The organism is Trichocoleus sp. ST-U1 (assembly GCF_039961835.1).
Classification (GTDB): domain Bacteria; phylum Cyanobacteriota; class Cyanobacteriia; order Cyanobacteriales; family FACHB-T130; genus FACHB-T130.
On sequence record NZ_JAMPJZ010000019.1, the window covers coordinates 59640 to 78017 of the forward strand.

17 protein-coding genes are annotated in these 18378 nt (G+C 46.7%); 7 read left to right on the forward strand and 10 right to left on the reverse strand.

The window, feature by feature from the left end:
* Nucleotides 1-216: 216 nt before the first annotated feature.
* Complete coding sequence (locus tag NDA06_RS09855; protein WP_190436609.1) at nucleotides 217-2574, forward strand: ATP-dependent helicase; 2358 nt, start codon at nucleotides 217-219, stop codon at nucleotides 2572-2574.
* A 1-nt stretch (nucleotide 2575) separates the two neighbouring features.
* Here the strand turns inward: NDA06_RS09855 and NDA06_RS09860 are convergent, their stop codons facing one another.
* The 4 genes from NDA06_RS09860 to NDA06_RS09875 all read right to left on the reverse strand — a co-directional run bounded on the left by NDA06_RS09860 (nucleotide 2576) and on the right by NDA06_RS09875 (nucleotide 6208).
* Nucleotides 2576-3199 (reverse strand): PEP-CTERM sorting domain-containing protein, encoded by a 624-nt coding sequence (locus NDA06_RS09860; RefSeq protein WP_206755385.1) that lies wholly within the window; start codon nucleotides 3197-3199, stop codon nucleotides 2576-2578.
* Between the two features lie 173 nt (nucleotides 3200-3372).
* On the reverse strand, nucleotides 3373-4662 hold the full coding sequence (locus tag NDA06_RS09865) for a choice-of-anchor tandem repeat NxxGxxAF-containing protein (protein WP_190986261.1): 1290 nt from the start codon (nucleotides 4660-4662) through the stop codon (nucleotides 3373-3375).
* A 135-nt stretch (nucleotides 4663-4797) separates the two neighbouring features.
* A complete protein-coding gene (locus NDA06_RS09870; RefSeq protein ID WP_190678274.1) occupies nucleotides 4798-5412 on the reverse strand; it encodes a PEP-CTERM sorting domain-containing protein in 615 nt (204 codons plus the stop codon).
* Between the two features lie 145 nt (nucleotides 5413-5557).
* Nucleotides 5558-6208, reverse strand: coding sequence for a PEP-CTERM sorting domain-containing protein (locus NDA06_RS09875; RefSeq protein WP_190429711.1), 651 nt, complete (start codon nucleotides 6206-6208; stop codon nucleotides 5558-5560).
* A gap of 688 nt (nucleotides 6209-6896) precedes the next feature.
* Here NDA06_RS09875 and NDA06_RS09880 point away from each other — a divergent pair.
* Both NDA06_RS09880 and galK read left to right on the forward strand, forming a co-directional pair.
* Nucleotides 6897-7370 (forward strand): tryptophan-rich sensory protein, encoded by a 474-nt coding sequence (locus tag NDA06_RS09880; RefSeq protein WP_190413802.1) that lies wholly within the window; start codon nucleotides 6897-6899, stop codon nucleotides 7368-7370.
* A 184-nt stretch (nucleotides 7371-7554) separates the two neighbouring features.
* Nucleotides 7555-8613, forward strand: coding sequence for a galactokinase (gene galK / locus NDA06_RS09885; protein ID WP_190986277.1), 1059 nt, complete (start codon nucleotides 7555-7557; stop codon nucleotides 8611-8613).
* A gap of 54 nt (nucleotides 8614-8667) precedes the next feature.
* Here galK and NDA06_RS09890 read toward each other — a convergent pair whose 3' ends face one another.
* Entirely contained in the window at nucleotides 8668-9111 is a 444-nt protein-coding gene (locus NDA06_RS09890) for a late competence development ComFB family protein (RefSeq protein ID WP_190526900.1), read from the reverse strand.
* A gap of 130 nt (nucleotides 9112-9241) precedes the next feature.
* Between NDA06_RS09890 and rpmI the strand changes: the two genes are divergently transcribed.
* The 4 genes from rpmI (at nucleotide 9242) to NDA06_RS09910 (ending at nucleotide 11398) form a co-directional block, all read left to right on the forward strand.
* Complete coding sequence (rpmI, locus tag NDA06_RS09895; protein ID WP_190413800.1) at nucleotides 9242-9439, forward strand: 50S ribosomal protein L35; 198 nt, start codon at nucleotides 9242-9244, stop codon at nucleotides 9437-9439.
* A gap of 105 nt (nucleotides 9440-9544) precedes the next feature.
* Complete coding sequence (rplT, locus tag NDA06_RS09900; RefSeq protein ID WP_190413799.1) at nucleotides 9545-9901, forward strand: 50S ribosomal protein L20; 357 nt, start codon at nucleotides 9545-9547, stop codon at nucleotides 9899-9901.
* A gap of 98 nt (nucleotides 9902-9999) precedes the next feature.
* Nucleotides 10000-10773, forward strand: coding sequence for a transporter substrate-binding domain-containing protein (locus tag NDA06_RS09905; RefSeq protein ID WP_190987091.1), 774 nt, complete (start codon nucleotides 10000-10002; stop codon nucleotides 10771-10773).
* 97 nt (nucleotides 10774-10870) lie between these two features.
* Nucleotides 10871-11398, forward strand: a complete 528-nt coding sequence (locus tag NDA06_RS09910) for a tetratricopeptide repeat protein (RefSeq protein WP_190413797.1) — start codon at nucleotides 10871-10873, stop codon at nucleotides 11396-11398.
* 284 nt (nucleotides 11399-11682) lie between these two features.
* On the opposite strand, the gene NDA06_RS09915 is transcribed toward NDA06_RS09910, so the two are convergent.
* From NDA06_RS09915 to NDA06_RS09935, 5 genes are all read right to left on the reverse strand, one after another.
* The gene (locus NDA06_RS09915) at nucleotides 11683-13860 is read right to left on the reverse strand and encodes a hypothetical protein (protein WP_190987090.1); all 2178 of its coding nucleotides are present in this window, start codon (nucleotides 13858-13860) and stop codon (nucleotides 11683-11685) included.
* Between the two features lie 119 nt (nucleotides 13861-13979).
* Nucleotides 13980-14927 carry a glycosyltransferase gene (locus NDA06_RS09920; protein ID WP_190532701.1) on the reverse strand — a complete coding sequence of 316 codons (948 nt, stop codon included), beginning with the start codon at nucleotides 14925-14927 and terminating at the stop codon, nucleotides 13980-13982.
* 77 nt (nucleotides 14928-15004) lie between these two features.
* Nucleotides 15005-16102: a glycosyltransferase gene (locus NDA06_RS09925; protein ID WP_190987089.1), complete on the reverse strand. Its 1098-nt coding sequence runs from the start codon at nucleotides 16100-16102 to the stop codon at nucleotides 15005-15007.
* 105 nt (nucleotides 16103-16207) lie between these two features.
* Entirely contained in the window at nucleotides 16208-17500 is a 1293-nt protein-coding gene (locus NDA06_RS09930; protein WP_190987088.1) for an O-antigen ligase, read from the reverse strand.
* A 125-nt stretch (nucleotides 17501-17625) separates the two neighbouring features.
* Nucleotides 17626-18378 (reverse strand): oligosaccharide flippase family protein (locus tag NDA06_RS09935; RefSeq protein ID WP_348251716.1); only part of this gene is annotated, 753 nt, incomplete at its 5' end.

Here is an 18378-nt window from a genome sequence, read left to right on the forward strand (position 1 = left end):
GCTGCTAATTAGTAAAAAGTTTTAAGTGTTAAATTTTGAACTAAAAAATTCTCTTGGAACTCAAACCTCAAACGCGATAAACCGCGACTCTACAACTCAAACCTCAAAACTTAAACCTTAGACGCGACAAACCGCGACTCTACAACTCAAAACTCTCACAAGCCATTAGCCATGAATGACGATAATCTTATTCACCCAGATGGTACAGCAGCCCAAATGGTGCCGGATTTGGCTCAGGTGTCGCTAGCAGCAGTGCGCGAACAGGCAATGCAGCGACTCCGCAATGGGTTGCGAGCGGGGCAGCAAAGCATGGCTGACTGGCGAGGTGGCCCTTTGGCGGTTTCTGCCGTACCCGGTGCGGGTAAATCGACCGGGATGGCAGTGGCGGCGGCTTTAGCGATCGCTCGTTACCAATTGCATACTCGACGCTATTTAGTCGTTGTCACCTTTACTCGCTCGGCTGCGGCAAATATTAAAGCCAAGATTCGGCAGTGCCTGCGGGAGGATTTGCGACTACCGCAAACTGGCTTTGTTGTTCATACGTTGCACGGTTTGGCACTGAATATTGCCACCCGTCATCCAGAGCTATCGGGTTTGAATTTGGAAACGGTAACTTTGGTTTCTCCAAACCAAAGCCACCGCTTGATTCGAGACTGCGTAGAGCGATGGATTTCCCACAATCCTCAGCGCTACTCCACGCTGCTGGAGGGATTGCAATTTGATGGGGAAGAAACCGAGCGGTTGCGCCGTCAGGCAGTTTTACGCACCGAAGTGTTGCCCAGTCTTGCTAACACAGTCATTCACGAAGCAAAAAGCTCTGGATTGTTGCCGGAAAATTTGTGGGAACTGGCAAGACAGACGCCGGATGATTATGGAATTTTGAGCGTCGCTGCTGGGTTGTACGAACAATATCAAGCTTTATTGCGATCGCGCGACTTGATCGACTACGACGAAATGATTCTCGGTGCCCTGCGGGTGCTGCAAAACGAAAGCGCCCGCCAACTTTGGCAAAACCAAGTCTTTGCCGTCTTTGAAGATGAAGCCCAAGACTCTAGCCCCCTCCAAAGCCGACTTTTAGAAATTCTCGCCGCTCAACCCGCCAGCAATTCCCCAGCCCTCAACTTGGTGCGCGTGGGAGACCCCAACCAGGCGATTAACTCCACTTTCACCCCTGCCGATCCGATTTACTTCCGTCGCTTCTGCGAAGCCTGCCAAGCCCAGGAACGCTTGGCAACGATGGATCGAGCGGGTCGGAGTAGCCAGACGATTGTTGACGCCGCGAACTTCGTCCTGGAGTGGGTGAATCACACCTATGGGGGCAAACCCGACCGTAGAGGAACAACTTCGTCAAAATCCTCCCAAAACCCAACTGAACTGCCCTTTCGTCCCCAAACCATTCATCCCGTTGACGCAGGAGATCCCCAATCTGACGCCAACCCGGAACCAACGGGTCGAGGATTGGAAATCTATACCCCCCGCGACATTTACCATACCGTCCAGCTGATCGGAGAACGGACGATCGAATTATTTGAGAAAAATCCCAAAGGGCGGGCGGCGGTTTTGGTGCGGGAAAATCGGCAAGCCCGATTTGTGGCTGAAAGGCTGAGTTATCTGCAAAGCCAGCACAAGATTGAGGTGTACGACGTTTCCCAGAGCGATCGCCACTCTAACGTCCCCACCGAAATCCTCGCCCTCTTACAATTTCTCGATCGCCCCCACTCCCCCGACTATATAAAAGCCGCACTAGAGGTACTCGTACAGCGCCAGCTGATTCCCACCCAAGACCTCAACGCCCTCGCCACTTTTCCAGAGCAATTTCTCTATCCCGGCCCGCTCGATCCTCCCCAAACGCCGCCCGTGCATCAGGCGGCGCGGTACTGTCGCAGTTTGCTTCGCGCCCGCTTGGAACTGCCCCACTACCAATTGCCCACCTTTCTCGCTCTCACCTTAAAATACGACCCGTCCGAACTCGCCACAGCGGATAAATTAGCCGAACGGATCGCCCAACAAACCTACGGCAACAGTTCCATGAGTTCTACTCTGGAAGTCTTAAGCGAAATTGTGAATTCCGAACGCTTTGAACCCGTAGAAACTGAGGACACAGACGCCCGCTATGTCCGCGCCGGTCAACTCACCATCATTACGATGCACAAAGCCAAGGGATTGGACTGGGATTATGTCTTTATGCCGTTTTTGCACGAAGATAGTATTCCCGGCAGTCCTTGGGTGCCTACTGCTGCCCAATTCCTGGGCGATTTTACCCTAGCAGAGGTCGCTAGGGCGCAGATTCGCGCCAGTCTCCACGGTCAATATCCCTTACCCCCAGCACCCGCAGCCTGGGAACAAGCGGGACAGCTCAAAAACGCAGAGGAATTCCGCCTCCTCTACGTGGCGATGACACGAGCGAAGCGCCTACTCTGGATGGCAGCTGCTCAAAAGGGACCTTTCCGCTGGAACACCTTCAACTGGAATAATCAAGACAATTTACAGGAGAAAAAACCGTGTCCGGTGATACCCGCGTTAAAGAGTCGCTTTCCTAAATCGGTGGTTGCTCTGTCTAGGATGCCGAGTTAGTTTACTTTTTTTGTTTGCGCTTAAGTCGTGAAGTTGCACCGAAAGCACCGAATGCCAGTAAACCCAATACAGAAGCTGGTTCGGGAACCGAAGCGGTTCGATCGGCGGTTAGATAACTAAGGTTGTCAAATCCCCATGAACCTAATTCGTTAGTGAAATCTACAACTGCCCGTTTTACAGGGGTGCCGCTGTAAGTAAAAGTAGTGCCGGAAACACTAATTCTGAGTGGGGAAGGAAAGTCGTCTACGAATGTTTTATCCAGAATCACCTCTGTGATGCTAAGAGAAGTGAAGTCTTCGTCAAAAAGTTGGACGGTTAATTTGGGTAGAGGCTGAAAGCGAAAATCCCCTAGCTTCGCCACGTCGAACATAATATTAGAAGTAGACATGGCAAAGTCAAGTGTTAAAATTCCCGGCGCACCGATCTCTAAGACGGGGGGTGATAAATCAAGGAAATAAAATGCTTCTTCAACGCCGAACAAACCTCCGAGATTCAATTTTCTTTCAACATTGTAGGTGGCAGCAGTTGAGTTTTCTCCATTTACTTTAAAGTCGAATGTAACGCCCTTAAAACTCAAATCATCCGCTGGTTGAGTCGGCAGCTCATCAAAAGTTAATGTAGTCAATGTAGCAGCCTGCACGCTTTTAGGTACTATCAGTGCAGATAAGGAAAAGCAGGCTGTGCTGAAGACGAAGGCTGAAAGTGTTTTTCGGAAGGTAGCCATACAAGCCATTTCTCAAAAATTGTAGAAGTTGCAAGTGGGAATGGGTAAAAGTGGAATGCGATCTCTATCTATAATTAGTCGTCGATCTGCTGTTTCTGTTGACGCTGCATCACTGAACCAGCACCCAAAGCACCCAATGCGAGTAAACCCAAACCTGAAGCGGGTTCTGGAACATCCTTTGGCGGTTCGCTAGACACTCCCGGATCGGCGCGGAAAATGCCCATAGTGCCATCCGCAAGACTGGCAAGAAATGCCACCTGACCAGCATTATTTAATCCTTCCCGCGAAAAACTAAGGGACGTTACGGTGGAACTAAATAGAGTATCACCAGTACTAATTACCTTATCTTTTAGGGGATCGGCTCCAGTGAAGATCCCTGTCCCGCCTGCATCCAGTTTAGTAAAAAAGGCAATGGTTCCCACATCATTAATTGAGGGAACGCCAAGAAAGCCGTTAAAGGAGCCGCTCGTGTCTGCAATTAAGGTTGTTGTTTTGCTGTTGCTAGCGAACAAAGCTTCATTTTTTCCTCCCACAAATGGCTCTGGCGGAGTATACCAATCATTGCTTGGATCAATAGCCGGGGGAGCATAAAAGGCAACGTTTCCTACATTATTGAGGGCAGGGGAACCAAAGCCAGAATCCTCAGGATAATTATTTCCAATGCTGGCAACGATAGTCCTTGTAGTGCCGTTACTCGTAACAATTACCGTGCTAGGATTCCCACTTTCAATTCTATAGGCTACAGTTCTTTCATCATTGATGAAGGGAGAATTGACGCTGCCATAAAAGATAGTATCGATAACTTTTCCTTCGCTGGTGAGAATACGTTCGCCCCGGTAAAGTCTCTCTATGAAAGCTACAACTCCGGCATTATTAATCGAGGGCGAATAAAAATCGCTAAAGTAGTCCTTCGCTACAATAACGTCATCATCAATCCAGGGTGACTCAACACCATTCGAGTCGGATTGAGGGAAAGCAAGGGCGATAGGAGTGGGCGTTGTTGTTCCGTTCCCCTTGAAAATACCTGTGGCTACCTGAGCTAGGACAGCGTTGAAGGCGACGGTTCCTCCATCATTAATGGAGAGAGGAGTACGAAAGCTACTAAAGAAATTATTGGTGTTGGCAATCGTGGTAATTGTGGAGCCATTGGCCGTGAAAATACCTATGCTCCCTGTATCTAGTCCAGCCAAAAAGGCGGCGGTTCCAGCATTATTTAAGGCGGGAGATGACAGAAAGGAACTGAAGCGATCGCTTGTATCCGCAATTTTCGTAAAGGTGAAGCTGGCAGCTTGCACTTCTATCGCTGCCAAAAAGCTGAGGCATAAGCCCATCAATGCTGTGGGAATGCTCAAGTGTAATTTCATAGCTATTTCTCTTTTGAAATGGAGTGACTAGCGACAAGAGGAGTTACTTGTTTTGCAATTACCAAAAATTTGCCAGAATGTGCAGACTGTAGTAAAACAGTTTATTCTGGCAAATATTGCTAATTGGAAACTAGTTTAGGCCTGTGGCGAGGACGATAATTTTCTTTTGCGGATTAGCATAGAAGCGCCGATGACACCTAGCGCGATCGCTGCCGTTGGTTCTGGTACGGACTCGACAACATTCACGGGTTTATGGGAAACAAATCCGTATCCGTTAACGCCTGGAGCCGTAAAAACCGTAAATCCTTGACATTCTTTAACTAAACACTGGGAAACAGGTTCTCTTGGCCCCTGATCAGCCGTTGCTACACTTAGCTGAAAGTCCAAATTTGTCTCCTTAACATTTAGCCTCAAAACCTCTCTGAAAGCAAAGACTTGATTTACTGGAATTAAAGATGTTAAGGATGAGTCTGATGGCTTGCCACTAAAGATATTATTGCCATTCACGCTCAAGGAGAAAAAATCAAAAGGATTTTTGACATCTAGATAATTTCCTATCCGTACATCGCTGACTAATAAGTCTAGAATTTCATCGGCGACGGTGTAAGTGCCTTCAACTGAGTCTCCATCAAGATTCCCTTGAAAATTAAATGTTATGGCGTTCGCAGGAGCCAAATTAACTGTTCCCAAAGCCAAAAATGCTGCACTAACAGCTATTGACAATTTCTTCCACATTGTTGAAGTAGACATAAAACGAGCCTCAGTAAAGTTGAATATTGATAAACTCGGTGCTTTTAACTGCCTATGCAATCGTCATGAATCTGCCAAATTCTTAGGGATTGCCAGCTGTAGCAAAGCAGTGAATTCTGGCAAATATTGCTAATTGAAATCTAGTTTAGGCGTGTGGCGAGGACGATAATTTTCTTTTGCGGATTAGCATGGAAGCGCCTATCACACCTAGCGCGATCGCTGCCGTTGGTTCTGGTACGGATTCGACATCATTCACAGGTTTATGCGGAACAAAGCCACCTCCGATAACGCCTGGTGGAGAGTTGATTCCACCTCCAAGGGCAAAACCCAGAAATCCTTGACATTCTTTAACTAAACACTGGTCAACCGGTTCTATCAGTCCTTCATCAGCGGTTGCGACATCTAGCTTAAAGGCGAAAAATAGGCCCCGATCATCTATAACATCTAGTCTCAAAACCTCCCTGAAAGCAAAGACTCCATTTACCGGAATTAAAGATGTTAAAGATGAGTATGATGGCTTGCCACTGAAGATGTTATTGCCATTCACGGTAAAGGAAAAAAAATCCAAAGGATTCTCTACCTGTAGGAAAGGAGCTTGTATCCGTACATCGCTAACTAAGGTTTTGAGGATATCATCGGCGACGGTATAGCTGCCTTCAACTGAGCCAGCGTCTTCAGCATCCCCTTGAAATTTAAATGTTATGGCGTTCGCAGGAGCCGAATGAAATGTTCCTACAATCAATGTTGCACCGGCAACAGCCATTGATAACTTATTCCAAGTAGTTGAAATAGACATAAAATAACCCTCCCTCCGTAAAGCTTAATTTTGATATTGGAAATGATCCAAAGTGCGATCGCCACAATTGTCTTACCAAGGGCAACTGTGTATCTTTGGCGCTCAACAGAAGCGATAAATATTTGCGGAAATTACTTAGGCTGGTAATCTGGCGATCGCCAGGTTTTTTAGAGTGTTTTCGCTTGTCATGAAAGTTTCACATATTTTTTTAGAAAAATGCTAGTAGTTATACTGAATCTTTATCAAAACAATAAATTTTGAAGAGCCTGAAAAACGAAAAAACCCCTAAAGACCCGATGATTCGGTCGATCTGGGTTTAAGTAGTTCTACTGAGACTTTATGAAGTTTTGGTTTAGATAAAACAAGCCAGGCTTAAGGGAGATGCATAATCAATACTTTATTTAAACTCCCTTCATTTATGAGATTCATCTACCACCACAGAAATAGTAGAAAAAACTGTAAGTTCTATATCTAGAATGGATTGAAATTTTGAATCTATCTTTTGATAGATAAAGGGTGCTGTGAAGCTAATAACAGTCAAAATTACCCACACTCTCACACCAAAGACTGATTAAAGTCATTCTTGAAATTGACACGATCGATTTGTACAGGTTGCTTCAGCTCAATCGGGAGCGCAAGTATAGCGATAAACCATTTGGCACGCTAGGCGATCGCAGAGGGTAAAAAAATGATTAATTCAATGATGATTATTGGGGGCGTGACCTTATTCGTTGCGCTAGGAAGTCTCTTGTTTAGACCGCGCGATACTCAATGGGTCAAAAACTTGACCCGACCTAGTTGGCTTGTCTTTGAGCCTCTGATTCCGTTTATCTGGACGATTGTTTTTGCAGGCGGAGCTTTATCAGCAACCATAATTTGGGAACAAGATCCAGGTAGCCTCAAAACTTGGTTGTTGATGGCACTTTACCTACTCTTGGAAATTGTCACAGTCGCTTACATTCCTACCACGCTCAGACTCCGCAGCCTTACAGTCGGTACGCTATTAGGGGGATCGGGCGTTATTTTAGGGGTTCTTTTAGCATTGTTTGTATTACCGATTTCTGGATTATCGGCTCTTTTATTACTCCCCTATGTGCTTTGGAGTCCAGTTGGAACCTATACGACTTGGGAGATGATTCAACTGAATCCTGAGTCTATATAGTTAGGAAAGGCTTCTCAGCCGGTTTGAAATCTATTTGTAAAGACCCGAAACTTTGCCTCTCGACAGTCAGCGAAGACAGACTTCGTTTGATAAAAGCTCTCGCAATTTCTGCCCTCCTTCTTCTGAAGGGGGGCAGAAGTTGCGATTATAAACATCGCTAGGTACTTTCTCTCAACAAACCATGATGAATTTTCAACAAGTATTCGGTACAGAACCAGAAGTCGAAGCCAGCGCACCAGGACGAGTAAATCTACTAGGCGAACACACGGACTATAACGATGGATTTGTCCTCCCAACAGCTATCCCCCAAAAAACAACGGTACAATTGGGATTTAGCAAAGATGAACAGCACCACTTTTACTCTGCGGAACTTGACGAAAAAGTAGACGTTTTAGAAAGCACTCATACGCCGTCTAGTTTCGCAAGTTATGTATTTGGGTGTATCCGACTTTTAGAGCAGGAAGGTAACACTATCCCGCCGGTTAACGTGTATGTTACATCCTCCGTTCCTATTGGTTCGGGTTTGTCTAGCAGTGCGGCGTTGGAAGTGGCGACTCTCAGAGGATTGAGATCGCTTCTTTCACTTACTCTCGATGATGTGCAAATCGCCCAACTCGCACAACAGGCAGAAATTCACTATGCTGGCGTACAATGCGGAATTATGGATCAGATGGCGTCGAGTCTTGCTGACACTGATTCGATGCTGTTTCTGGACACGCGCACGCTGGAACGTCAAGTTCTTCCTTTCCCAAAGGGAGCAGAAGTTGTGGTAATCGATAGCGGCGTACCTCGTACCCTGGCGGCAAGTGGCTACAACCAACGACGCGCTGATTGTGAGGAAGCAGCACGGTTGTTGGGAGTGAAGGCGCTCAGAGATATCACCGATCCGCAAGCTGTAGAGTCTTTACCCGAACCGCTGCGGCGTCGCGCTCTTCATGTGGTTACAGAGGATAACCGGGTGCTGGAGGCGATACAGGGAGTCTCTGCGGAGCGCTTTGGCGAGTTGATGAATGCTTCTCATGCCAGTTTGCGGGACGATTACGAAGTTTCCGTACCGGCGTTGGATACGCTGGTGAGAATGTTGCAAGAAACCCGTGGCGTATTCGGCGCACGGTTGACGGGTGCTGGGTTTGGGGGCGCTTGCGTTGCTTTGGTAGAGGTTGGGAAGGCGGAAGCGATCGCCCAAAATGTACTTCAACGCTACAACGGATCGGGTTACACCGGACGGATTCTGGTTCAGTAAGGCGAAGCTAGCGGTATACACTTTATACACTCAGGGGAAGGGCGAGCAGCCGAATCATCCTGGCATCGGCGATCGCGCGATCGCTTCTTTAACTTTCTGGGTAATTAACTCTCGAAGTTCCTCCTTGCCACGCTGACGCTGAAAGCTAGCGCCTTCCTCAGTGGTGGCATAGAGGGGTGGCAGTCGATTGAGCGCATAAGCAGCAATCTCTCCCAGATCCAGAAGGCAAGGGTTGGTTACTTCCATTTTTAGCACCTGCACGCTCGCTTCTATTAGCACCAATGCTTCCATCACATTGATAAACTGTTTTCCGGGAATCGCGATCGCTTCATCGGTTAAAAGTTGCCCGAATAAGCGATCTAAAGCGATGTAGTCGTCAACAGAAATTTCCGAAATTTCGCAGATGCTGCCAATCTCTTGTGCTAGAGATGGCGTCATATATCCGTCCTGCAAAGCTTGTTCGACAATTGTTCCTATCGTGAGCTTTTCTAGACTCATTGCATCTCTCCCTGACGATCGCATTTCAAACGGCAATCCTATGATTCTGCCTTAGATTTGAAATTTATAACTTGTCTAATTAGCCTAAATAGTGCTAACTTTATAGATTGTGTCGAATTAAAGACCATCCATGCCTAAACTGAAAACCCGTAAAGCAGCGGCAAAGCGTTTTAGAGCCACCGGCAGCGGCAAAATAGTCCACCGCAAAGCCTTCAAAAGTCACTTGCTACAGCACAAGAGTTCTGACCGGAAACGGCGGATTTCTAAAATGGCTCTGGTGCATGAACGCGATGAAGAAAATGTGCGCTTGATGCTGCCCTATTTGTAAGGAAGCAATTTGCTTTCTATGATGAGTCTCTAGTCAATTGCTAATGACTAATGACGAATGACGAATGACTGCTGACCACCGATCAATAACAACTAATAATTAGCCATGACACGGGTAAAACGCGGTAACGTTGCTCGCAAACGCCGCAAAAAAATTCTCAAACTAGCCAAAGGCTTCCGAGGTTCTCATTCAACTTTGTTCCGGACAGCCAATCAACAGGTCATGAAGGCGCTGCGTAACGCCTACCGCGATCGCAAGAAGCGCAAGCGCGATTTCCGCAGCCTCTGGATCACCCGTATCAACGCCGCAGCACGTCAGCACGGCATTAGCTATAGCCAGCTGATGGGCAAATTGAAAAAGGCAAATGTCCAGATTAATCGCAAGATGCTGGCGCAGATGGCTGTTCTCGATCCCGCTGGCTTTGACAAAGTGCTGCAACTCGCTACACAGGCTCAAGGGTAAAGGATGAAGGATGTAGGGCTTTGTCCTTCCCAGAGGGTGGGATGAATGAAGCTCGCCACTCGTTTGTTGCCAGCCTCGTTCCCAGGCGGTGCCTGGGAATGTTTTTTCTTTGGCTCTTTGCTAGTATAAAAACGCCAAACTTAGCGGTTGCTGCCGAGCTACAAGAGATTGTGGAGCGCGGCTACCTAATTGTTGCAGTGAAAGACAATGTCCGTCCCCTGGCTTTTCGGGATGGGGAAGGCAAACTGCAAGGGCTGGAAATTGACATTGCCCAGCGTTTGGCAGCAGAACTCCTAGATAAACCCGATGCGGTAAAGTTGCAGCCGGTGGCGAATCGAGATCGGCTCTCGGTAGTGGTGGATGGAACGGTCGATCTGACGATCGCGAGGGTGACACAAAATGCTTCGCGCGATCGCTTGGTCAACTTCAGCATTCCTTACTACCTAGACGGCACCGCTGTAGTCACTCAGGACGCATCCTTACAAAGGCTTAACGATCTGCAACAGAGAAAAGTCGCCGTTTTGAAAGGATCGGATACGATTTCTACGGTGCGCTATCTGATCCCCCAAGTTCAGCTAATTGGCGTCGATTCCTACGAACAGGCGCGATCGCTCCTGGAATCGGGTAACGCCGATGCCTTCGCCGCCGATGCCAGCATTCTCAGCGGCTGGGTGCAGGAATATCCCCAGTACCGACTGCTGCCGGTACGCTTGTCGGGGGAGCCGCTAGCCGTGGTAATGCCCAAAGGGTTGCAGTACAATCAATTGCGGCAACGGGTAAATGATGCGATCGCGCGTTGGAAACGAGAAGGCTGGCTACAAGAACGGGTGAAGTATTGGGGACTCCCCCAGAGCGATACCAACCGATTTTAGAAAACTTCCGATAGGGCACCTGTGGCGATCCACCTCCGCCGCAATCACGTCCCATAATGAATAGAGAAAGCAAATTAATCTCTGTATTTGAAGGGCAATGGATAACTCTCTGGCAATTTTTTATCTCTCCTTGTTGCTGGTACTGCTTGCCGTTGCCGGTTGGGCAGTTGTGCGCCAGGTTTTCAAAACCCGCAAAGTTGAAAGTGTCCTCTCTCGGCTGCAAAATAAGGTGCAAAACGACAAATGCACAACCCAAGAGTTTTACGAACTCGGCAGCATCTATTTAGATAAAAAACTTTACACTCAGGCAATCTCGCTGCTTCAAAAAGCACTCAAAGCTGAGGATGCCGAAGAGGAAAACCTCGCGCCTATCTACAATGCCTTAGGCTTTGCTTACTTCTCCCAAGAGCAGTACGACGTAGCGATTCGCAACTACAAAGAAGCTTTGAAAATAGCTCCAAATTATGTCACGGCGCTCAATAATCTGGGTCATGTTTACGAGAAGAAGAAGTTAACCGCTCAGGCGTTGGAAAGCTATGAGGAAGCGCTGAAGCACGAGCCTGACAATGGCACCGCCAAGCGCCGCGCCGAATCCTTGCGGAAACGGTTGGTTCCCTCGACTTAAAACACCTTGTCATCCCTGAGGCTCTGCCTCCTGCGGAACTCAAATAAAACGTAACGATTGTAGGGGCGCAAACTTTTGTGCCCCTACAGCTTTATCCGTAGCAAGGTCATATTTTCGAGGCTGTAGAACTGATGGGACGCTACACAAGGCAAAGTTAATTAAAAAAGCTGACGCCTGCGATGAGGCTCAGCCTCATCACAGGCGTTTCAAGTTGGAGGCTGGGAGCGGGAAAAAGCAAACTTTCAGTGACGGAGTGCGATCGCCCGCGTGGAAGATGAAGCCGCCTATCCAGAGGAACCATCTGGTTTTCCGTAGTAGATGCCCCTACCATTGGTACCGATAAACACCAGCCCAAACTGCTGCCAACTCGCCTCCATCACATTTGGCTCACCACCGATAGGATTCTCTTGAGAGCCAATGCTCGTCCAAGTTTGGCCTCTATCAAGAGAACGAAAAATTCCCTCGCCCATACCAGCAACTTTTCCATAGAGATAAAGTGCCGGAGTCGTGCTGCCATCCGGCGGTTTCCCGAAGGCAAACAAATGCGCCCTCTCTACTGAAGGCAGCTTAGTCAGCGTCTTGCCACCGTCTGTTGAACGGTACAAACCATTCCAATCCAGACTAAGCCACACCTCATCTTTCACACCCGGAACTGTTTTCAGCCTGCACCACAAATCTGCCCAATACTCGCTTTTAATCGATGAGTTAACAACCTGAAACGATTCACCCCTATCAGTACTGCGATAAACTTTGCCTTCGCTGTAATAGTAAAACGTGTTGCCATCTACTTTATCTGCGGCCAACGGCTCACCCCAATACCAGGGGCCTTTAGCCCCATTAGGTAGCCCCGACACTTTACTCCATGACGCGCCGCCATCAGTTGTCTGTATCGGCTGAGCCTCACTGAGAGTCACGACAAAATTGTTTGGGTTATTTGCCGATATAGCTACGCGCAACGGCATTGCCTTTGAGGGAAATGACCCAAACTTCTTCCAAGTCAATCCGCCGTCTGTCGAAGTTGTTCCGCCATTGTGGATTGGTTCCCACTCCACACCACCAACCCGCACCACCCGCGACGGGTCGCTTTCGGAGTAGGTAATACCGTAAGTATGCTGAGGCCAAGGTCCGATACCGCCCATCCTTTTCGATGGATAAGAATTAAGCCCATTGTTGTGATTGAAACCGTCTACATCGGCTACACCACTCAATAACACAGCACCTTTTGGAGGTGCAGCTAGGGCGAAAGCGACTATCTCTTCTTGTCCTTGCTGATAGTTAGCCCAAGTCACCGGATTGGCGTTGATATTGTCTGTTTGCCAAATTCCAGAACCATTCGTCAACCAAACTTTTCCCGGCACTTTCGGGTCAAATTCAATTGCTGAAACCCACGATTCAAACATGGCATCATGCCACCAAGAAACCGTGTGGTTTATATTTGCCTTTTTTTCTGTCCAAGTCGCTCCCCCATCTAAGGAACTATAGAGGATTTTGCTAGTTATTTGACCTAAAGATACTACTAAATGATTGGGATTCGTTGGGTTAACACCCAAGGCATTGAAAAACGCTGGCTTGCCATCTGGAGTGATGTTACTCCAGGTTCCACCAGCATATTTGCTAACTCCTGATTTGTGCGTAACGTAGAGAATACCGTTGCTGGAAACAGCCATTCGCTGTGCCTGTGTCGGGCTTCCCTGGATTTTGCTCCAAGTATTACCCGTGTCAGTAGATTTATAGATTCCATCTCCATAGACATTTGCGTAGACTAAACCGGGCGATCGCTTGTCAAACGCAATGCCTAAAATTCCAATTCCTTTTGTCAGATTCGGGGAAAAAGAAGTAACTCTAGCCCATGTCGCCCCCGCGTCAGACGACTTCCACAACCCATCGTGCCGCGAACCAAAAAAGATTACTATAGAGTTAGACGGATCGACAGCTAACCTTTCTCCTGCCCACCGCTCTTCGGAGTTGCTGTCCATCCCTAAGTCTATCTTCAACTTAGTCCAAGTTTTTCCTCGATCGCTAGACTTGAAAATTGACCCCTTCGGCTCCCACTGGGAGTATTTGCCTGCCGCCATGTAGACAATATTCGCATCATTTGGATCGACGGCTAGTGCTTCTCCCCCGTAATAAGTTTTTTGGGCAAGTGGAAAGCTGTCATTTAAAGGAATCCAACTTTTATCTGCTGCATTCCAGCGATAAAAACCACCAACGTCAGTTCTGATATAAACAAGATCCTTTTCTAAAGGATGGGGGTAGACACCTGTAACAAACCCACCTCCACCTATAGAAACGTTAGCCCAGCGATATCCATTTCCCCCGATCGAGTAGATGGGTGCTGCGGCTACAGATGCTATGCCAAGGCTTTTGTATGTTTGCGGTTGTTGGTTGCTAGTGGCACACGCAGCAATAATTCCCACCAAAATAGGCAAACCAGTCAAAGCGATAAATTTTGGTATTTTCATAATTTATAACCAAAGATAAACACAGATGAACCCCAATAAATTATTTGTGTAAGTCTCTGTTCATTCCCGATTTCATTCCTAGTAAATTGATGGTGTACGAGAAGTTATATTGCTTAAGTTTAATATTTAGGATTTTTTACAAAATTATAGAAAGCTCTAATATAGATTTTTAGTTTATCTATCGGTTTTACGGTAGCAAGATGATTTTTAACAAGTTTTTTAAACTCCGCATCCATTTCTCCATTCCGGAGATACACACCCATTCCTGTCGCCATCATGTGGTTAGAAAACTCATAAAATGATGGGAATTTGACTCCTATCCAATAGCCTAAAAGGATATTGATCTTGGCGGTTCGCTTCTGATAGTCTTTTGATTTCCCCTTAGTCTCTTTTCCGATAGCATTGGCGTTCTTCCCATGTACCCGATAAAGACTTAATTCCTTATCCAAAACGATACCTTTACTTAGCCCTAATGAGCTAAAAATTAAAAAAGCATCATTGAGTAAAGTGCTTCCTGCTTTATCCGGCATTGGCAGAATTTGTTGTAAGAGGGACCGTTTCAAGCAGAGACCAGAGGTAGAGGGGTAGGGAAAGTTTTTATAGAATCTGCCACTTTTCGTTAACTGTGTCAAATCGTACTCGCGGAATAAATCGGGACTGGTTTTAAGTTTTTTATCATTTATTTCCACTAACTTTTCGTCCACAAATTTAAGAGGATGGAAACACCAACCTAAATCTGGGCGATCGCCTAATGCTTCTACTACTTTTTCTGCTTTTTCAGGTACAAAAGTGTCGTCAGCATCCAAAAAGCAAACAATATCTCCTTTACTCGCGGCAAAGCCTGCATTGAAAGCTGAAGCTTGTCCCCCATTTTCCTTTAGCACCGGGAGAATTTTATCGCCATAACTGGCAATAACTTCTCGTGAATTGTCAGTAGAACCATCGTCCACCACAATTACCTCGACGTGGGGATAGGTTTGGCTGAGGGCGCTATCAATTGCCTGTGATAGGAAACGAGCATAATTGTAGTTATTAATGGCGATACTAACTTTAGGATTGCTGTTCATACTTTTAGTGTTGTTATGAGCGTCTGGTTTGAGTAGTGACAGTTATAGCAGCAAGCTTGGGAAGAACACAGCAATGCCTATGAATCAATACCCAATACTTGCCGATACTGTGCTACAGACTTTTCCAGGGCGAACTCATCAGCTCTTAGCCGCAGTGCTTCCGAGTCAGAAGGCTTATCTAAGGTAGTCGCGATCGCTTCTGCTAAACCTTTGACATCTCCAACACTGACTAACTGACCGTACTTTCCGTTTGCTAAAATCTCTTCTGGCCCGCTAGGACAATCGGTAGAAACTACCCTGGTTCCCATAGCGATCGCCTCAATGAGTACAGTAGGCAATCCTTCATATAAAGAAGATAGGACGAATACTGCTGAAGATGCCATATAAGCATAGGGATTTGCCACAAACCCAGGTAAAGCCACATTCGATGCTATACCCAATTCCTGCACCAAAGCTTCAAGCTGCGATCGCTCCGTTCCCTCCCCTAAAATCATCAGCCGCGCCGGACGCTGTTGTTGCACTTGAGCAAAGGCGCGAATCAAAGAAGGAAAGTCTTTCTGCTTTTCCAGGCGTCCCACACCCAAAATCACCGGAGGCTGTCCCGGCTCAAACCAAGGATGTTCCACAAGTTCACTGGCTTTTTTGAACAGATCCGGGGTAACAACTGGGTTGTAAATAACTTTGATTTGTTCTTTTGCTAATCCTAGATGCACCAAATCATCAGCCGACCCTTGAGACACACTAACAACTGCATCAGCCATCGGGTAAAACCAGCGTACCAAGTAAGGTGCAATTCGCCTTTTCAGCTGCTTAGAGTTTTGCGCCTCCTGAGACAGGGTGTTATGTACGCTCACTACCACTCTTGTAGATACACCAGCCAGCCTTCGAGCCAACAAAGCTACTATATTCGTATCTTCCAAAGCCGAAAGCAAAGCTGTAGGTTTATTTTCTTTCAGATAGCGTACCAAGGCGGGGAGACTTGATAGCAGCCGCTTACCTTTCAAGTCCACAATTCTCACCTCTGGCGGTACTAGAGACAGATAAGGTCCTTCCACCTTAACTAAAACTAAGTCTACGCTTAAGCCTTGCTCGACAAAACCACGAGCCAAATTAACGAGGACTCTCTCAGCGCCACCGCCATATAGGGAAGTAAGAAAAATTGTTATGCTAGACATTTTTATTTGAGGTTGAAAATACTTCTATTCCCTAATTCCCGCTCTCTGGGGAGGAGTTAAGGGAAGGGTTACTTGAAAAAGTTGGTAAATTTATTGCTAACCTTACTACGTTGTTTCAACTAATCCTTCTTTTCTTTCCTCCGTCTCAAACGACCTAATATTCGACATTGGGAGGCGCTTCAATGATAAGGTTACTGATACATACAATATCCAAAACAGAGAGTGCGGTTCTACAATTGTACTTTCGGTATAGTTATACATTAGTAAAAACGTCACGTAGGTTATCGGCCATAAATCTTCGGGTTCTTTAGTGGAACGCACCCATTTTATGGCTCTAAAATAGGTGAAAATAATACTAATCCCAAAAAAGAATATCCCTACAAAGCCGAGATCAACCGTCAAGTTTAAAAAGCCATTGTGAGCGTGGTATACCTTATAGCGAAGTACACGCCAAACATATTCCGACTCCCCTCCATCCAGCCAAAATCCCTGATAACCATAGCCTAACCAAGGGCGATCCCAGATTTTTTCTATTACAGCATCCCAAATCTCTGTACGACCGCTGAGGGTAGGATCTTTGCCTAAGCTAAACAGCAAGTTATCCCAACTTGCCACGCCCCATGTAGCTAGACTTCCACCGATTAATATCAATGTAATGAAGAAGGGAATAGCTAAGTTGTCGCTCCACCGTAAAGCGCTGTAAAAAGGCAAGAGAATTATCAAAGTCAAGAAGATAATTAAAGCAGTTTTTGAAGTTGTAAGTACAATCACGCCAACGCAAATACCACAAACACCCCATACCAAGTAACGATATTTGCGAACGTTCAGAGCCACAAGTAAGGTAGACAATGCTGGTACCAGCATCAGGCGAGACAAGAGGTTTTTGTGTAACAAAGGCCCCCGCCAAGCTCCTGCATGAGTTCCACTTTCTATTCCACCTCCCCGAAAAACTAGGGTGTACATTACGGTAATTACTGCTCCTATACCCAGCGCCCACGCTATTATGCGTACTTGCTCTTTCAAGGTATAGCGCGAAGCAAAATACAGTCCAAACAAGGTTGTTTGTAACACATTGATGCCAGCTTTTCTAGAAATAGGCGGGAAATCAGACCAAAAAAATGAGATTACAATCGTTGCGACTAAACCCCATAAGAAAACGTCTCTCAAAGCTGGACGAACAACACTTTTGAACCGGGCAAGAATAAAAAAAATTGTCCCCGCATAGACTCCCAACTGTAGCAGCGATATGATCTTGTCAAACACGGAAGGAACATAAACAGCGTAGCCAGCTGTTCCCTCCGACGCATTGTTTAAGCTGGCAAAGTTTAATAATCCTGAGAACACTAGCAGCGCCAGAACCGAGAATCTCTTTTCAGCGAAATTTAGGAGTGGATTCACGACTTTAGAGGGTGGTAAAAGTATCTAGAATTCAACTCAAGTCTAGGTCTTTTCAGTCGGGTGAGGGGGGAGAAAATGACTTTTGACAAGTTTCTAGGATGATGCAGTTTTTGTTGAAGGTGGCGTTAAGCTTCGGATGATTTTTCCTGCTTTACTCCTTTGATACTTTTAATATAATCTCTCAGCTTCTGCTGGGTACTGGGCAACAATGCCACGACTACTAAGCCCAAAACTACCCACCATCCTAACTGGTAGGCAAACAAAGCTATTCCAAAAGTCCCGCACCACAAGCCAGCCAATCGATAGTCAGGACTGCCAATGTCCCGCACTAGGTAGAAGTGGATGACAATATAACTCGCTAAAGTCGCCACCTCAGCCCAGCCGTATCCCACTAATTCCAAGCGGGGTAACAGCACGAATGCTGCTCCTACAAAAAGAGCCATATACACGATGTGAAAAACTGTAACTTCCCAGTTCCGCCGCAAAACGTAGAGGGTTGAGGAATGCATATTAAACATGGAGTTGGTCAGATTGCTCAAGGCGATATAAGGATAGATCGCCACTACAGGAAGCCAGCGATCGCCAAACACCAATGGAATAAGCACAGGCAAAGCCCAGCTGACTACTACGAGTAGGGGTCCTAAAGCTAATATCTGAAGACCCATGCCCTCAGTGACAGCTCTGCGTAACCGCTCTCGATCTCCCTGCAAGCGCCCCAAGGTGGCAATGGAAATCCGCCACGTTGCGGTTTTTACGAAACTGAGAATGTCGATGATCCGGATGGCTAGGGCTACATATCCCACTGCCTCGGCACCAGCGTATCTACCTACTAGCAGGGGGTTGATCAGAGTACGTAGTTGCCACACCCAGACTGAGGT

What these genes read in the sequence shown, in the direction of transcription:
- NDA06_RS09855 (WP_190436609.1), top strand. Translation starts at nt 217, where the DNA reads ATGGTGCCGGATTTGGCTCAGGTGTCGCTAGCAGCAGTGCGCGAACAG.
- NDA06_RS09865 (WP_190986261.1), bottom strand. Translation starts at nt 4,662, where the DNA reads ATGAAATTACACTTGAGCATTCCCACAGCATTGATGGGCTTATGCCTC.
- NDA06_RS09870 (WP_190678274.1), bottom strand. Translation starts at nt 5,412, where the DNA reads ATGTCTACTTCAACAATGTGGAAGAAATTGTCAATAGCTGTTAGTGCA.
- NDA06_RS09875 (WP_190429711.1), bottom strand. Translation starts at nt 6,208, where the DNA reads ATGTCTATTTCAACTACTTGGAATAAGTTATCAATGGCTGTTGCCGGT.
- NDA06_RS09880 (WP_190413802.1), top strand. Translation starts at nt 6,897, where the DNA reads ATGATTAATTCAATGATGATTATTGGGGGCGTGACCTTATTCGTTGCG.
- galK (WP_190986277.1), top strand. Translation starts at nt 7,555, where the DNA reads ATGAATTTTCAACAAGTATTCGGTACAGAACCAGAAGTCGAAGCCAGC.
- NDA06_RS09890 (WP_190526900.1), bottom strand. Translation starts at nt 9,111, where the DNA reads ATGAGTCTAGAAAAGCTCACGATAGGAACAATTGTCGAACAAGCTTTG.
- rpmI (WP_190413800.1), top strand. Translation starts at nt 9,242, where the DNA reads ATGCCTAAACTGAAAACCCGTAAAGCAGCGGCAAAGCGTTTTAGAGCC.
- rplT (WP_190413799.1), top strand. Translation starts at nt 9,545, where the DNA reads ATGACACGGGTAAAACGCGGTAACGTTGCTCGCAAACGCCGCAAAAAA.
- NDA06_RS09905 (WP_190987091.1), top strand. Translation starts at nt 10,000, where the DNA reads ATGTTTTTTCTTTGGCTCTTTGCTAGTATAAAAACGCCAAACTTAGCG.
- NDA06_RS09910 (WP_190413797.1), top strand. Translation starts at nt 10,871, where the DNA reads ATGGATAACTCTCTGGCAATTTTTTATCTCTCCTTGTTGCTGGTACTG.
- NDA06_RS09915 (WP_190987090.1), bottom strand. Translation starts at nt 13,860, where the DNA reads ATGAAAATACCAAAATTTATCGCTTTGACTGGTTTGCCTATTTTGGTG.
- NDA06_RS09920 (WP_190532701.1), bottom strand. Translation starts at nt 14,927, where the DNA reads ATGAACAGCAATCCTAAAGTTAGTATCGCCATTAATAACTACAATTAT.
- NDA06_RS09925 (WP_190987089.1), bottom strand. Translation starts at nt 16,102, where the DNA reads ATGTCTAGCATAACAATTTTTCTTACTTCCCTATATGGCGGTGGCGCT.